Source organism: Streptomyces sp. NPDC001093 (assembly GCF_040298985.1).
Classification (GTDB): domain Bacteria; phylum Actinomycetota; class Actinomycetes; order Streptomycetales; family Streptomycetaceae; genus Streptomyces.
The window spans coordinates 14,878-29,228 of record NZ_JBEPBF010000024.1; the positions used below are offsets into that span (position 1 = coordinate 14,878).

The 14,351-nt window shown below is 69.3% G+C and carries 14 protein-coding genes, 2 pseudogenes and 1 riboswitch; of the genes and pseudogenes, 12 read left to right on the forward strand and 4 right to left on the reverse strand.

The features are described 5' to 3' along the window. Window positions 1-66: 66 nt before the first annotated feature. Both ABT288_RS14885 and ABT288_RS14890 read right to left on the reverse strand, forming a co-directional pair. Window positions 67-807, reverse strand: a complete 741-nt coding sequence (locus tag ABT288_RS14885; protein WP_351606930.1) for a YcnI family copper-binding membrane protein — start codon at window positions 805-807, stop codon at window positions 67-69. Window positions 808-846: 39 nt separating this feature from the next. Further along, window positions 847-1,446 (reverse strand): hypothetical protein, encoded by a 600-nt coding sequence (locus ABT288_RS14890; protein ID WP_351606932.1) that lies wholly within the window; start codon window positions 1,444-1,446, stop codon window positions 847-849. A gap of 329 nt (window positions 1,447-1,775) precedes the next feature. On the opposite strand from ABT288_RS14890, the gene ABT288_RS14895 reads away from it, so the two are divergent. Together ABT288_RS14895 and ABT288_RS14900 are read left to right on the forward strand one after the other, a co-directional pair. Beyond that, window positions 1,776-1,985, forward strand: a complete 210-nt coding sequence (locus ABT288_RS14895; protein WP_351606935.1) for a hypothetical protein — start codon at window positions 1,776-1,778, stop codon at window positions 1,983-1,985. Window positions 1,986-2,170: 185 nt separating this feature from the next. After that, window positions 2,171-3,613, forward strand: a complete 1,443-nt coding sequence (locus ABT288_RS14900; RefSeq protein WP_351606937.1) for a PepSY-associated TM helix domain-containing protein — start codon at window positions 2,171-2,173, stop codon at window positions 3,611-3,613. A gap of 70 nt (window positions 3,614-3,683) precedes the next feature. Here ABT288_RS14900 and ABT288_RS14905 read toward each other — a convergent pair whose 3' ends face one another. After that, a complete protein-coding gene (locus tag ABT288_RS14905) occupies window positions 3,684-4,043 on the reverse strand; it encodes a metalloregulator ArsR/SmtB family transcription factor (RefSeq protein WP_351606940.1) in 360 nt (119 codons plus the stop codon). A 49-nt stretch (window positions 4,044-4,092) separates the two neighbouring features. Further along, window positions 4,093-4,313, forward strand: a riboswitch (cobalamin riboswitch). Window positions 4,314-4,340: 27 nt separating this feature from the next. Here ABT288_RS14905 and nicT point away from each other — a divergent pair. Further along, entirely contained in the window at window positions 4,341-5,450 is a 1,110-nt protein-coding gene (gene nicT / locus ABT288_RS14910) for a Nickel transporter NicT (protein WP_351606942.1), read from the forward strand. 147 nt (window positions 5,451-5,597) lie between these two features. Continuing rightward, a pseudogene (locus ABT288_RS14915) lies at window positions 5,598-5,816 on the forward strand (GNAT family N-acetyltransferase); the annotation flags it as partial. Between the two features lie 55 nt (window positions 5,817-5,871). Here the strand turns inward: ABT288_RS14915 and ABT288_RS14920 are convergent. Beyond that, window positions 5,872-6,326, reverse strand: a pseudogene (locus ABT288_RS14920) (CobW family GTP-binding protein); the annotation flags it as partial. Window positions 6,327-7,219: 893 nt separating this feature from the next. On the opposite strand from ABT288_RS14920, the gene ABT288_RS14925 reads away from it, so the two are divergent. The 8 genes from ABT288_RS14925 to ABT288_RS14960 all read left to right on the forward strand — a co-directional run bounded on the left by ABT288_RS14925 (window position 7,220) and on the right by ABT288_RS14960 (window position 13,942). Beyond that, window positions 7,220-7,714 carry a Pycsar system effector family protein gene (locus ABT288_RS14925; protein ID WP_351606943.1) on the forward strand — a complete coding sequence of 165 codons (495 nt, stop codon included), beginning with the start codon at window positions 7,220-7,222 and terminating at the stop codon, window positions 7,712-7,714. Window positions 7,715-7,732: 18 nt separating this feature from the next. Beyond that, window positions 7,733-8,437 (forward strand): Crp/Fnr family transcriptional regulator, encoded by a 705-nt coding sequence (locus ABT288_RS14930; RefSeq protein WP_351606944.1) that lies wholly within the window; start codon window positions 7,733-7,735, stop codon window positions 8,435-8,437. A gap of 110 nt (window positions 8,438-8,547) precedes the next feature. Then, complete coding sequence (locus ABT288_RS14935) at window positions 8,548-9,333, forward strand: hypothetical protein (protein WP_351606946.1); 786 nt, start codon at window positions 8,548-8,550, stop codon at window positions 9,331-9,333. Continuing rightward, the gene (locus ABT288_RS14940; RefSeq protein ID WP_351606948.1) at window positions 9,330-11,348 is read left to right on the forward strand and encodes a hypothetical protein; all 2,019 of its coding nucleotides are present in this window, start codon (window positions 9,330-9,332) and stop codon (window positions 11,346-11,348) included. Before ABT288_RS14935 ends, ABT288_RS14940 begins: the two co-directional genes overlap by 4 nt. Continuing rightward, on the forward strand, window positions 11,345-12,121 hold the full coding sequence (locus tag ABT288_RS14945) for a hypothetical protein (RefSeq protein ID WP_351606950.1): 777 nt from the start codon (window positions 11,345-11,347) through the stop codon (window positions 12,119-12,121). Before ABT288_RS14940 ends, ABT288_RS14945 begins: the two co-directional genes overlap by 4 nt. Continuing rightward, entirely contained in the window at window positions 12,118-12,312 is a 195-nt protein-coding gene (locus tag ABT288_RS14950; RefSeq protein ID WP_351606952.1) for a hypothetical protein, read from the forward strand. The genes ABT288_RS14945 and ABT288_RS14950 overlap by 4 nt, the downstream gene beginning before the upstream one ends. A gap of 236 nt (window positions 12,313-12,548) precedes the next feature. After that, window positions 12,549-12,740: a hypothetical protein gene (locus ABT288_RS14955; RefSeq protein ID WP_351606955.1), complete on the forward strand. Its 192-nt coding sequence runs from the start codon at window positions 12,549-12,551 to the stop codon at window positions 12,738-12,740. A gap of 39 nt (window positions 12,741-12,779) precedes the next feature. Then, a protein-coding gene (locus ABT288_RS14960; RefSeq protein ID WP_351606958.1) for an IS3 family transposase occupies window positions 12,780-13,942 on the forward strand; the annotation gives its coding sequence in 2 pieces (ribosomal slippage) (window positions 12,780-13,064 and window positions 13,067-13,942; 1,161 coding nt in all). Window positions 13,943-14,351: the final 409 nt, after the last annotated feature.

Here is a 14,351-nt window from a genome sequence, read left to right on the forward strand (position 1 = left end):
TGTGCCCAGAGGCCGCGGCGACGGAACGAGGCCCTGCCGGCGGCTACCGTCGGCAGGGCAGGTGCGCTACTCCGCCCGGGGCCCGGCGGAACGGCCGCGCACGACGGCGAAGCCCGCCGCCGCGAGGCCCAGCACGCCGACGACCAGCCCGGCGATGCCGAGACCGCGGGCGGTCGAGTCGCCGGCCGAGGTGGTCGGCTTGGCGCTGTCGGAGCCCTTCGCACCGGCCGGCGAGGCGGTCGAAGCGACACCGCCGTCCTCCGCGCCCTTGGCGGTGAGCTTGAGCACGGGTGCCGGGTTCTCCGGCTCCTGGCCGCCCTGGGCCTCCTCGATCCAGCGGACGATCTTGCCGTCGGAGTACGTCTGCAGCGTCTTGAAGGACAGCTGGTCGGTGTCGTCGGGCAGCTGACCGAAGGCGACGTTGAAGTCCTCGTACTGGCCCGGCGCGATCTTGCCTCCGGTGAAGGTGATCTCGGAAGCGGCGTCGGTGATGGTGCCGTCGTCGGTCTTGACGGGCGTCTTGAGCTTGGTGTTGGTGACCTGGGCGGTCCAGCCGTCCTGCGGGTGGACCAGCACGCCGAGGACCGGGTGGTCGGTGGGCAGGAAGACCTGGACCTTGGTGGTGGAGGCGTTGTCCTCCTCGTTCGGGACACGGAAGGTCAGCACGCCGTCGGTGGCGCCCTTGGCGTAGCTGTCGGGGTGGACGGTGACGTGCGCGGAGGCGACGCCCGCGGCAGCGAGAAGTCCGGCGGCGGTCAGGGCCGTGACGGCGCCGGCGCGGCGCAGGGTGGTGCGGGTCCTGGACATGAGGTGAGGGATCTCCGTACGGAAGAAGGGATGTCGGATTCAGATCGCGTACGACAGCGCGTACGACATCCCCATCGGCGGCCCCCGCCGGTGAACGGCGTACCTCAGCCGTACCTGCCGCAACCCCCACGGCTCACCGACAGCCCGACGCACCAGCCCTGGTCCGGCCGGCGCACGCCACGCCCCGCCGGCCACCTGCCACCAGGCGGCAAGCCCCGGCACGAACGCGACCGCCCACCGCAGCAGCGACCACAGTGCCACCTCACCGCGCCGCAGCCACCAGGTCAGCAGCAGGGCCGCCCCGGCATGCGCGGCGGTGGCGTGCGGTGTCAGTGCATGGGGCGCCTGGACCATCCGCATGCCGTGCATGACCATTGCCGCGTGATGGGGCTCGGCGGCGTGGAAGACAAGGTGCAACCCGCCCTGTCCGGCCAGAGTCCCCATGCCAATGGCGGCCAGCGACCGCTCACGGCCACCCAGCAGACAGCCGACCGCGAAGACGGGCACGAACGAGGCGATCTGTATCCACACCGGCGGCGCCATGCCCGTGGCCATGACATGCCCTACGGCAGCGAGCAGCACGCACAGCACGGCGAACACCGCCGCGCGCACGCTCCGCACCGCCAGGGACACACTCACAGCACCTGATGCTGCCACGTGCCCAAAGGATCTCTCCCCCGGCCCAGGCACACGCATCACCGCCCACGGACTCATACCTGGTCGACCTGCCTCCTCCTTACGAGTCGGACGCGAGTGCCGTTCAGTTCCCAGCCACCTCTGCGAAATCGAAGCACCGGTAGCACTCCAAGGAGCACGGGTGCACACCCACCGCCTCCGCGCCCCCTGCACACCACGGGGTCGCGCGTCCGCCTCGTCCACGCCGGGTATCCCCGGGACAGTCCCCCGCGGCCACCGGTCCGTCCGGACACCGGAGTGCCGCAAACCCCATGCCACGGAGGCGGATCAGCATGACCGACACCAGCGGGCTGGAGCCCGTCGCCACGTTCTGCGGCAACTGCGACTGCGGCTGTCCCCAGCTGTTCGTCGACCCGGCCGCCCCCACCGACCGCCGCATCGTCCTGACCGACGACTTCGGCCAGCACGTCCAGATGAGCGCCGACCAGTTCTCATCGATCGTCGCGGACGCCAAGGCAGGCAAGCTGGACGGCATCGCCTGACCGACCGCCGCAGGGCAAGGCGAAGGCGGCCCGCATCGGCGACTCCCTGCTCCAGTCGCTGAGACGCCGGGCCGCCCGACCCTCGCGACCGACCGGGTGTTCCACATCACACCAACGGCGCGGAACTCACCGTTCCACTCGGCCGACAGCTGACGTGACACCCGTACGCCGCAGGAGCAGCCCCCATGTCCGTCGAACCGCCCACCACCGCCCCACCCCGCACGGCCCGCGATGCCGGTGAGCCGGCCCTGGACCCCTCTTCCGGGGCGGCTCCCTCGGCCCTGCGCACGCTGCACCCGCTGGTGCTGCGCCTGCACTTCTACGCGGGCGTGTTCGTCGCGCCGTTCCTGCTCGTCGCGGCGGTCACCGGACTGCTGTACGCGGGCTCGTTCCAGGCCGAGAAGATCGTGTACGCCCACGAACTGACCGTCCCGGTCGGCGACCACAAGCTGCCGATCTCCCGGCAGGTGGCCGCCGCCCGCAAGGCCCACCCCGAGGGCACCATCTCCGCCGTGCGGCCGTCACCGCAGCCTGATGCGACCACACGCGTACTGCTGTCCGGAGTGAAGGGCACAGCCGCCGACCACACCCTCGCCGTGTTCGTGGACCCGTACACCGGCAAGGTGCGCGGCGCGCTGGAGCAGTACGGCTCCACCGGCGCCCTGCCGCTGCGCACCTGGATCGACGAGCTCCACCGCGACCTGCATCTCGGCGAAACCGGCCGCCTGTACAGCGAGTTCGCCGCCAGCTGGCTGTGGGTGATCACGGGTGGCGGCCTGGTGCTGTGGTTCGGCCGGCGCCGCGCCCGCCGCAAGGTGCGCGGCACCGCAGGGCGGCGACGCTCCCTGACCCTGCACGGCACGGTGGGTGTGTGGGCGGCCGGCGGCCTGTTCTTCCTGTCGGCGACCGGCCTGACCTGGTCCGCCTACGCCGGAGCGAACATCGGCGACCTCCGCGAAGCCCTCGGCCAGTCCACGCCGTCCGTCACCGCGACGGTGAGCAGAGGGCACGAGGGACACGACTCCATGGCGGGCATGGACATGAACGGCATCGACATGGGCTCGCACTCCGGCGCACGGTCCGACGTGGGTCTCGACGCCGTCCTGAAGACGGCCCGCGCCGAGGGTCTGTCCGACCCGGTCGAGATCGTGCCGCCCGCGGACTCTTCCTCCGCCTATGTCGTACGGCAGATCCAGCGCAGCTGGCCGGAGAAGCAGGACTCGATCGCCGTCGACCCGGCCACCGGCAAGGTCACCGACGTGCTGCGCTTCTCCGACTACCCGGTGCTGGCCAAACTGACCCGGTGGGGCATCGACGCCCACACCGGCACCCTGTTCGGCCTCGTGAACCAGATCGCGCTGGCCGGCCTCGCCCTGGCCCTGGTCCTCCTCATCCTCTGGGGCTACCGCATGTGGTGGCAGCGCGGCCGCGGCTCCGCCTTCGGCCGCCCGATTCCCCGCGGTGCCTGGCGGCAGGTGCCGGTGTACGTGCTGGTGCCCTGCGTCGCGGTGGTCGCCGTCGTCGGCTACTACGTCCCGCTGCTCGGGGTCCCGCTCGCCGGCTTCCTCGCGGTGGACATCATCCTCGGCTGGGTCACACGCCGTCGTACCGGGCACGCACACGCCTGAACCGAGCGGCCGTATCTGCGCGGGAGCGTCGCGCGACACTTGCCGCGATCGCGTGCGGCCGCTGATCTCGTCATGCTTCTCGGGACACGCAGTGTTCGAGCAGCGCGGCCGTCGGGCCCTCGACGAGCCGGTAGCGCACGATTCGGCCGTCCTTCTCGCCGTCGACGATGCCCGCGGTTCGCAGCAGGCGCAGAGCCTGGGACACAGCGGTGTCCCTCATGCCGGTGGCGACGGCGAGGTCGGAGACGGCGATCGGACCGGCCTCGTGAAGGGCGAGCAGCAGGGCCAGGCGCCCGGGATCCGACAGCAGAGAAAAGCGGTCGGCCCAGACGCGTACACGCTCGGGCTCACCGACGGCCGCGATGGCATCGCAGACCCGATGGCCGTCGATGATCCGCTGCCCGGCGCGTTCCGCGGGGACGAGATGCATGGACCCATCATCGCAGTCCGCGAAATCCCGCTTCAATACCTGCACAATTATGCAGCCTTGCAGCCTCGGCCTCCGGCCTTCTAGGGTGAGCGGGCCGTGGTGTTCGGGAAGACCGGTGACAGCCCCTCAGGGGCTCAGTCCGGAGCGGCCCTCGCCACTGTGATCGGGGAGTTCCCGCCCCATGCATTGCCACTGGCCTCGCGGCCGGGAAGGCAGGGGCGGGCGCGATGACCCGTCAGCCAGGAGACCGGCCACGGCAGCACGAAGCTGATCCACGAGGTGCTGGAGCGTGACCGTATGACCATGCCCGAAGGCGTGCCCGAAACCGCCGTCTCCCCTTCCTTCCGCTGGCGGCGCGAGGACACCGTCCGAACCGCCGGCCTCCTGGCCGTGATCGTCGCCCTGCACGTGGTCGCCTTCGGGATCCTCTTCCTGCTCGTGGTCCCGCGCCACTACGAGGTCGGAAGCAAGGCGTTCGGGGTGGGCCTCGGCATCACGGCCTACACCCTCGGCATGCGGCACGCGTTCGACGCCGACCACATCGCCGCGATCGACAACACCACCCGCAAGCTGATGGCCGACGGCAAGCGACCGCTCTCGGTGGGCTTCTGGTTCGCGCTCGGCCACTCCAGCGTGGTCGTCGTCATGGCGGCGCTGGTCGCCGGCGGCGCCAAGCTCGCCGGCACCCTGATGAACGACAACTCCCGGACCCACCAGGTCCTCGGCACCCTGGGCACCACGGTCTCCGGCGGCTTCCTGTACCTGATCGCCGCCCTCAACCTCGTCGCGCTGGTCGGCATCGCCCGTGTCTTCAGGGCCATGCGGAACGGGCAGTACGACGAGGCCGAGTTGGAAGCCCACCTCGACTCACGCGGCTTCATGAACCGCATCCTGGGCCGGCTCACCAGGTCCGTCCGCCGCCCCGGCCAGATGTTCCCCCTCGGCTTCGTCTTCGGCATCGGTTTCGACACCTCGACCGAGGTGTTGCTCCTGGCCCTGGCCGGTAACGGCGCCGCCGCCGGCCTCCCCTGGTACGCGGTCCTGTGCCTGCCCCTCCTCTTCGCCGCCGGTATGAGCCTGTTCGACACCCTCGACGGCACCTTCATGAACTTCGCCTACCAGTGGGCGTTCTCCAACCCCGTCCGCAAAGTGTTCTACAACCTCACCATCACCGGCCTCTCCATCGCCGTCGCCTTCTTCGTCGGCACCATCGAACTGGTCGGCGTCCTGCACGACAAGCTCAGGCTGAGCGATGGCGTCAGCGGCTGGATCGCGGGACTGAACCTCGACAACGTCGGCTACGTCATCGTCGGCCTGTTCGTGGTCGTCTGGGCCGTGGCCATCGGCTACTGGCGCCTGGCCAAGGTCGAGGAACGCTGGGGCACCCACACCGCCGACGCCGGCTGACGACACCACTGCGGAAAGCGGGCGGGCTCTGCCTGGACGAAGTCGAGGAAGGGAATCCACTCGTCCAGCGGGTGGCGCACACGGACGACCGAACCGCTGCGGCGATGAGAGCAGTGAGCATGAACAGGTGACGGTGGCCCGGGACCGCCGCTGCGCGCCCTGGACCGCCTCATCCTCATCCGCGACGAGGTCGAGGCCGCCGTCGGATGGCAGACGATGCCGGCCGCGGTGCTGCCCCGCCCGGCGGGGACCACCGTGCTCGACCCGTCGAAGTACGCGGTGGCAAGGCACGTGGACGAGTACGTGGGACTGGTCCGGGTGGGACCGCTGACCCGGCAGCCTCGGATCGGGTTGATCGCCGTCCGGGAGCTCGTCCGCCGCTGACGCTCCGACGCATCGCACCGAGCGACCGCTTCCTACACCGCCCCCGGCTGCGCGCGGCGGCGCAGGTCAGGTCCTCAAGCGCCGCGTACAGGCGCTGCGGGTGGAAGGGCCGTTCGCGCCGCCAGACGAAGGTGCTCACGCCGTGCTCGTCGCACGACTGCGGCAGCAGCGCGCACGCAGGATGCGCACGGGCGGCGGCCGCTGCCACGTCGAAGCCCGCCAACAGCGCTGCCCCCAGGGCACCGTCGCTCTCCACCCGTACGCTTCGTGCGCCTGGTGTGAGCTGGGCGAGCAGCGCGTGCGATGACTCCCGGCCATGGCCTGCGACTCGACGGAGTCCCACAGTTCCACGACGGCCAACCGGTACGTTCCCTCCGCTGCGAGCCGCAGCAGCCCGGGGACGAGATCCTCGCGAAGTGCGCAGCACGCGCAGTCATTCACCAGGGGTGCATCGCCACTGCCCAGCAAGCCGTCGGCGTCGCGCACCACCTTCGAGCCCCTGAACCGCCCTTCCGTGAGCCGGCATGGTGGCCGCACGCATAGCCAACCCCCGAACTATGGTGCCCCACCACATGTGCCCCTGACCTGCATCTTCCTACGGTGTGCCGACACATACCCGTCCCCACCGCACACGAGGAAGTGGCGCACATGGCATCCGAAGCAGCATCCGCTCCCCCAACCACCGCCAGCCTCCCCCGTATCGTCGCCGCCAGCCTCATCGGCACCACGATCGAGTGGTACGACAACTCATTCGACCGGGGCTAGGACCTGCGGCTTTCCATGATTCGGGCCCTCTAAGTCAGCACGGAACCAGCACGGGGGTTTGTAGCGCGCTGACTCGGTGCTGGCCAACCTGCTTCGCAGCGCGCTCCATTGCCCCGACCGCATCCACGCATGGTTGCTCAGTGTCACCAACGGCTTGAGCCGACAGGGACAAGCCAACCGCCGATGAGGGGCAAGGGCATACGGACAGCTGGACGCGCTTCTTGCGGTGGGCGATCTGGCCGGCGGGCTGCGGGATCACGGCCCGGACCCCACGCCGTAGCAGGGCGGTGCGGACGCACTGGACGAATACGTCTTCTCGGCTAGGAGCACGTCCGGTGTCGTTCTGGGCCGGCCGATTGGCCGGGGCACCTGTAGGTGGGCCATGACCGAGACTGAGAGTCTCGCCGCATGCGACACGGTCCACCACTTCGGGTTGTTTCATCGTGGAGTTCAGACAGGCAGTGCACGCTCATGTACTTACGGCAGACCCACGGGGACCCCCGCTCCTCCAACATATTCAGGCCAAGATGTCGACCGTGCGTTTTCAGACGGTCATGCCTGCGCATCCTTCAGCGCAGCGCCAGTGAGTGGACGCTCGCTGCACCCGGGGGGTTGTCACCATGCCAACTGAGCCGACCGAAACAGCGTGGAAGATCCAGTCAGCCGTCGCGGATGCGACGGCCAAGGCGGACTCGAAAGCCGCGCTCGCCTTGACCTTGCAGTCCACCATATTGGCCGTAGTGAGTCTGCTGGCGAGTTCTCGGCGGGCGGCGGGCGGGTTCGAGTCCGTCGCGGCGCAGTCGCTGTTGTGGCTCGGCATCGTGCTCATCATGGCGGGTGCCTGTTGTGCCGCCTGGGCTGTGTCTCCCCGGCTGGGCAAGGAGCGGCGAGGACCGGATCCGGATGCGGACTTCCTGTACTTCGGGCACCTGCGGCTCATGGAACCCGCCGTGTTGGAGAGGGCGCTGCGGGACACGGACCCGCTGCCTTCGCTGTCCCGGCAGGTGGTAGTGATGAGCGAAATCGCCTGGGCCAAACACCGTCGGGTGCAGTGCTCTCTCGTCCTGGCAGTCGCGGGCTGCGGCTGCATCGCCGTGGCGACCGTTTTCGCGTGAGGGCGAGGAGATGTCACGGTGAACTTCCGTTCTCTGGTTTCTCCTGATGTGTGGCGTGACTTGGTCGAACGCGGACGTCGGCGCACCTACCGGAGCCAGGCGGTGCTGCTGGCACAAGGCGAGTCGCCCGACGGTGTGATCGCGTTGGTCGATGGTCTCGTCAAAGTGGTGCAGGGCAATGAGGCCGGGGACCGTCTGACGTTGATGCTCCGCGGCCCCGGTGAGGTCCTCGGTGAGATGGGCGTACTGCTCGACCGGCCGCGTTCGGCAACCGTGACTGCGGTACGCCCCTGTACCGGTGTCGTCATGGCCGCGCACGCCTTCCGTGGATATGTGGCCCGGCATCGCCTGGAGTCTGTCGTGTACCGGCTGAGCGTGGACCGCCTGAACAGCCAGGAGCGTCTGCGTGCCGACCTTGCTCATCTACCGCCACCGGCACGCCTGGCACGAGTCGTCGTCCATCTCGCGGACGAGGTAGGGCACCTTGACAGGACGGGAAGTGTCGTCGTCGAACTCGGCATACCCAGGGAGGACTTGGCCACGATGGCGGCCATGAGCCGGTCATCTGCGCTCGCCGCTCTTGCGCGTCTGCAGTCCGCCGGCATCGTGACGCTCGGCCGTCGGCGGCTCGTTGTCAGGGATTTCGCCCTGCTGAGGGCCGCGGCCCAGGACGACGGGGCGGATGACAGCGAACGGCCGTCGCGCGGAGCTCCTGTTATGTGACGTGCCGCACACCCGTACCGTCCAGCGCTGGACGGTTGGCTCCCGGCTCCTCGAACAGGGTGGTGCTCTCCCCGCCGCGTGGGCGGTGCGAGCGACGAGAGGAGCGGCGCATGCTGCCGTCATGGGAGCCCTTGTGGCCCTATCGGGCCGTGCTGGCCGTGGACGCCAGGGACTTCGGAACACTCGACAGCAAGGGGATGCAGCGAGTCAACGCCGACATCCAGCCCCTGCTAGCGCAAGCGCTGAGCGCCAGCAACGTCAGCGCGCACTGGGAGCGGCGCGTGTTCGGCCAGCACACGGGCGACGGATACGTCGCCGGCATGGACCCCGAGGTGCTGCCCGCGCTGGTGGGGCACTTCCCCGACGCGCTTCGCCAGGCGCTCGCCCGTAGGCGGGCCGAGAACCCGCACCTCAAGCCGCTGCAGCTGCGGGTCAGCATCCACGTCGGACCGTTGCCTCAGAGCGGTCTGGGCGTGCCCATGGTGCACACTCACCGGCTGCTGGACGACAAGGCACTGCGGGCGGTGCTAGAGCGCGGTCATCCCGAGATCACCAACACGGCCGTGATCGTCTCCCAGCGGGTGTACGAGGACGTCTTCGACAGCGGCTGCGTCAATGACGGCGTATTGCCGGCGCACTTCCACCGGCACCTGGTGAGGGTGAAGAAGTTTGAGCAGCCGGCCTATCTGCACCTTCCCGGTTTCGACTGGGGGCTCGCCGATCCGGACATCTTCGAGCCGTCCGCTGCGGCAGGCGATGAGGAGGAACCGGAAGTCAAGCCGCTCGTGGCATCGGCTCCCACGGCTCCGGCGGCTCCGGGCGCGGTGAACTTTCACCAGCACGGCGAGCACGGCAAGCAGGGTTACAACTTCTACGATCAGCGGGGGCGGCAATGAGCGACCGCAACAGCGAAGCGCCCGACCCGACGTACCACATGATCGATCCTGTGGCGTCCCGGGCACACGAGGACCCTGCCGACGCACCGATGTCGACCGCGGCGAACCTTCACCAGTACGGCGACTACAGCATTCAGGCGTACCACTACGCCGTACACCTCAACGGTGACTACGTCCAAACCCTGCCCATCGACAGCCGCGACCCCGCCTATCAAGCGAGCGAGGACGGGCGCTTCATCGAGCCTAGGGAGCCGAACCGTCTGCCCGACGGGGCCAAGATCCTCGAAGCCCACGGCGTCGTGGTGCTGTGCGCGCCCGCCGGCAGCGGCCGGCGGACCGCGGCGGTACGACTCCTACGCCGTGCGGCATTACCACGGGAGCCAGAGCTGTTCGACCTGGAACCGGAGTGGGCCAAGCCCGGGACCCACTGCCTGCCGGTGCGGTCGGCGACGGGGTTCGTGCTCGACCTTACCGACCTCCCGGACGAGCCGCCCGCCCGCTTCGGCCAGGACCTGGTCCGTCATGGCGCTGCGCTGCATGAACGGGGGTCCTTCCTGGTCGTGCTCGCCACCCCGGGTGACTGGCAGGGCTCGTGGGCCGAAGCCACCGGCGACGTCACGGTACGGCTTGAATCCCCCAGTGCACGGCGCCTGGTCGAGGCCGAACTCGACGCGCACGGTCACGCGGATCGGGTGGCCTGGCTGGCGGACGAGAAACTCTCCCCGATCTGGGAAGCCGACCCGTCCGCCCGTGAGGCGTGTCGGCTGGCCGGACTCCTCGGCGCGGCCGAGGGAAGGGAACAACTCAACGAAGCCGTGGACCGCTTCGGGGACTGGCATACCACGGTAGAGAAGCTGCTCAACAAGCGCACTGCGGTGGACGGGAGCCCGTCGCTGCTGTCCACTCGGGTCACGGTGTGGGCGGGAGCGCTGCTCGACGGTGGACGGCGCGGTTCCGTCGTCCGCGCGTCCGATGACCTGCTCGCCTTGCTGGGCCAGGCCCGCGGGCCGGCCGACGTGCTCACCGACGCGACGTCGTCCCGTCGGCTTGAAGCAGCCGAGATCGAGCCCGTCGGCGACCGTGTCCACCACGACCGCAACTGTCAGGGGCTGTCCGCGGCCATCCTGCGTCATCTGTGGGACGAGTTCCCCACGCAACACGACCTGCTGACGAAGTGGGCGGTCGGTGTTGCCGCGAGTCGGTCCGTCCCCGAGGACGATGCCCGTCTGGCAAGCGAGGCCCTCCTGCGCCTGGCGGTGCGTCGGCACGACAGGAACGTGCTCGACGCTCTCGCGACGGGGCTCACCGGCCCTCGGCGGATCTTGGCCGTCGAGACGCTCACGAAGGCCGCGACCGACGCCGAACTCGGCCGTTACGTCCGGGACCGCCTCCTCAATTGGGCGGAGTCCAACAATGCGGAGAAGGTCGATCTGGTCGTCGATGTCTGTGGCGGCCCCTGGGGCCTGGAGCAGCCCGCGCTCGCCCTCACCCGCCTGGGCAAGGCAGCCGGCGGGAAGGACTTCGGCGCCGAGAAGCTGGTCGACGCGTTCCGGGAGCTCGTCCGGCATGCTCCTGGCCTCGTGGACAAGACGGTCGTGCAGTGGCTGAGGAAGCATGGGGCCGAGGCCGATGGAAAGGCGCACCGCCAGGCGTTGGGCTCCTTCCTGGCACTCGTCTCAAGTGACACGGGTACGGACCTGGTCCTCGCCTCGGCCCGCGACGCGGCCAGCAGCGAGCACTTCGTCCATGCCTGGCAGACGCTGCTGTCCACCAACGACGCCGTGGACGCCGTGCTCGACCAGCTCGCCCGGTGGCAGGAGCGGTTCGAGCACGACGCCGACCAGAGGAACGCGGTGATCACCCTGCTCGCGGAGGTCTTCGCCCCACCGCGGCTGCGGTTGCGGCTCGACCGGCTCTTGGTGGCCGACGGAGCGGTGGTCCGGCCGTTCTGGCGGGACGTCCTCGGCCACGCCGTGCAGCACTACAGCCTCGTCCGGAAAGCGTCGGAGGCATGACCGATCGTCCCGGTCCCTGGTGGAGACGTCGGGTCGGCCGGTTCACGGCGTACTGGCCCACCTGCCTGCCGGGCGTCCGCTTCCTGGCGCGCGGCACTCTCACCCATGTGATTCCCCCCCGGACGACCGGGACCCACCACGCGGCCGCCGCGCGAGCGGCGGCCCGCCTGGCCGTGGACGAACTCGGCCGCGACATCGCCGGGAAGCACCGGCCCGAGGAACTGGAATGCGTGCAGCAGAGGCTCACCCTGGCGGTCTCGCCGTGGCACAGATCCGACAGCCATCCCGGCCTCTGGCTCAGAGCACGACTCGCCCTGCTACTCCCCCAGCAGGACGCCGACCGGGCCCAGAGGCACCAGAACGCGTTGCGCGAAGTTGAACTGCGGCTCGCACAGGACCGGTTGCGTCGACAGGAGCTGGCTCGGACCGTCTGCACCGACCGGGACAGCGCCCGCCTGTGGTGGCTGGAGCGGCATCTGGACGACCTGTCGGCCCTCGACTGGGCATCGTTCACGGACACGATCCTCCCCCTGGTAGGGACGTCGGTCACCGAGCACACGCAAGCCGAGCGGCTCGCCCACACCCTCCTCTACGTCTGGGATCGATTGGACGACGTGCCGGGACGGCAGGCGCGGTTCATGGCCACCGTCCGCGCGCTCTTCGAGCAGATGGGCTGGGCCGATGGGTTCCCCTGGCCGCCGCCCTCCTGCGACCCGGAGTCCGTGGCCCCGTCCCCCACGACCATCCCCTTCGCACCGGAGGACGAGCAGTGAAGACCTCCGTACTGCGCTGGCTCCTCGACCCGCTCACCAGCCTGCTCGCCCTCCGCCTGTGGTTTCAGGAGCGCGGCCACAGGCCGTACGACACGGCGTGGCGGCTGGCCAGGGTCATGCGCCACCCGGACGAGCTCGTGTACCGCGTTCACGGTCACCGACCCGACGATCCTGGAGACGCGCTTCCTTGATCACGGGGCAGTGCTTCCCGCTGCAAGAACACGAGCCAAGTGGGCGCGGCGGGATCGTTGCCGGGCGAGCCGGACGTCTCGATGGGCTTCGGCAGGCAGCACGGGCCTGGTAGGACGTCGCGCGCGACTTGACGACGGCGGCACCGCTGAGCGGTTGGGTGATCGCGGGACAGCCGAGAGGCATATGCCCGCGTGCAATTCGTAACCAGATACCCCTTGGATGGCGACGTTTCCGCATGGACTTCCTGCTCCTGCTGCCCCACGGCCAGCGGATCGTCCTCGAAGTCGACGGATCCCAGCACCACACCCGCGACCATGGCCGGTCACCAGACACTGGTAAGTACGCCGAGATGGTGGCCGACGATCGGGACCTGAAGCTCAGAGTCTACGAGGTCTACGGGTCTGATGCACGATCAGGTGACATCTGAACTGGCTTGCCCTGTAGGGCGGGTGGAAAGGATGTCGCTGTGCCCAAGTCTTATCCGGAAGAGTTCCGCCAGGACGTCGTGCGGGTCGCGAGGAACCGCGGGCCGGGTGTGACGGTCGAGCAGGTGGCCACCGACTTCGGAGTCCATCCCATGACGTTGTGGAAGTGGATGCGTCGCGCGGACGTCGACGACAGGACCAAGCCCGGAACGACCAGCCAGGAGAGCGCAGAGCTTCGGGAAGCGCGTCGGCGGATCAAGCTGCTGGAGCAGGAGAACGAGGTCCTGCGGCGGGCCGCGGCCTATCTGTCGCAGGCGCATCTGCCGGGAAAAGGATCTACCCGCTCGTGAAGGAGCTGGCCGGGGACGGGGTGCCCGTCACGGTTGCGTGCCGGGTGCTGAAGCTCGCCAGACAGCCCTACTACCGCTGGCTGGCCCAGCCCGTGACCGACGCCATGCTGGAGGAGGCGTATCGCGCGAACGCGCTGTTCGATGCGCACCGTGACGACCCGGAGTTCGGCTACCGCTTCCTGGCCGACGAAGCGCGCGGTGCCGGGGCCGTGATGGCGGACCGCACTGCATGGCGGATCTGCCGGGACAACCGCTGGTGGAGCGCGTTCGGCAAGAAGCGTGGCAAGGGCAAGAAGGCCGGCCCCCCAGTGCACGACGACCTGGTCCGCCGTGACTTCACCGCGACCTGTGCGAACCGGCTGTGGCTCGCCGACATCACTGAGCACGCCACCGGCGAAGGCAAGATCTACCTCTGCGCGATCAAGGACGCCTTCAGCAACAGGATCGTGGGCTACTCCATCGATGCGCGGATGAAGTCCCGCCTGGCCGTGGCCGCCCTGGACAACGCCGTGGCCCGGCGTGGAGACGTCGACGGGTGCATTCTGCACAGCGATCGCGGATCGCAGTTCCGCTCCCGGAAGTTCGTCCGGGCGCTCGACCGCCACCGGATGGCCGGATCGATAGGGAGGGTCGGAGCTGCCGGCGACAACGCGGCCATGGAGTCCTTCTTCAGCCTGCTTCAGAAGAACGTCCTCGACCGCCGTGCCTGGGCCACTCGCGAAGAACTCCGGATCGCGATCGTGACCTGGATCGAGCGGACCTATCACCGACGTCGCAGACAAGCATCACTCGGCCGGCTGACCCCCATCGAATTCGAGACCGTCATGACCACGCCGGCCCTCCAGGCCGCGTGACCGCACCTGTCACCCGAACCTGCATCAGACCCTACCGTTTCGGGCACGACGAGCTTCCCGACGAAGCCTCGGCCCATACCCTCCTGGGTAGGTTTATCCCCGGGCTCTTCCAGCGCTACGGCGTGAACAGCTAGCCAAGTATTGCTCGTATGACCATGGCGAAACAGCCTCCGCCTGGCTCCAAGCCCGGTCGGGAACGCCTTCGAGTCGGAGGCTTGCCGTCGTTCCGCGGAGTCCGACGTCGAGCCTGCGGTGGCCAGCGCCGAGCGCGCCTAGGCCGGCGACAGTACGGTGCGAAGTAGGTGAAGGCCGTGAACGGACTGGAGCACCGGCGGTGCGAGGAGGGGGCGGTGCGGGGTGGCGTGGGGCGAGTTCGACCGTGGCGCGGGCCGTGGGGCCGAAGGCGACG

What these genes read in the sequence shown, in the direction of transcription:
- ABT288_RS14885 (WP_351606930.1), bottom strand. Translation starts at nt 807, where the DNA reads ATGTCCAGGACCCGCACCACCCTGCGCCGCGCCGGCGCCGTCACGGCC.
- nicT (WP_351606942.1), top strand. Translation starts at nt 4,341, where the DNA reads ATGACCATGCCCGAAGGCGTGCCCGAAACCGCCGTCTCCCCTTCCTTC.
- ABT288_RS14905 (WP_351606940.1), bottom strand. Translation starts at nt 4,043, where the DNA reads ATGCATCTCGTCCCCGCGGAACGCGCCGGGCAGCGGATCATCGACGGC.
- ABT288_RS14900 (WP_351606937.1), top strand. Translation starts at nt 2,171, where the DNA reads ATGTCCGTCGAACCGCCCACCACCGCCCCACCCCGCACGGCCCGCGAT.
- ABT288_RS14935 (WP_351606946.1), top strand. Translation starts at nt 8,548, where the DNA reads ATGCTGCCGTCATGGGAGCCCTTGTGGCCCTATCGGGCCGTGCTGGCC.
- ABT288_RS14945 (WP_351606950.1), top strand. Translation starts at nt 11,345, where the DNA reads ATGACCGATCGTCCCGGTCCCTGGTGGAGACGTCGGGTCGGCCGGTTC.
- ABT288_RS14895 (WP_351606935.1), top strand. Translation starts at nt 1,776, where the DNA reads ATGACCGACACCAGCGGGCTGGAGCCCGTCGCCACGTTCTGCGGCAAC.
- ABT288_RS14955 (WP_351606955.1), top strand. Translation starts at nt 12,549, where the DNA reads ATGGACTTCCTGCTCCTGCTGCCCCACGGCCAGCGGATCGTCCTCGAA.
- ABT288_RS14940 (WP_351606948.1), top strand. Translation starts at nt 9,330, where the DNA reads ATGAGCGACCGCAACAGCGAAGCGCCCGACCCGACGTACCACATGATC.
- ABT288_RS14925 (WP_351606943.1), top strand. Translation starts at nt 7,220, where the DNA reads ATGCCAACTGAGCCGACCGAAACAGCGTGGAAGATCCAGTCAGCCGTC.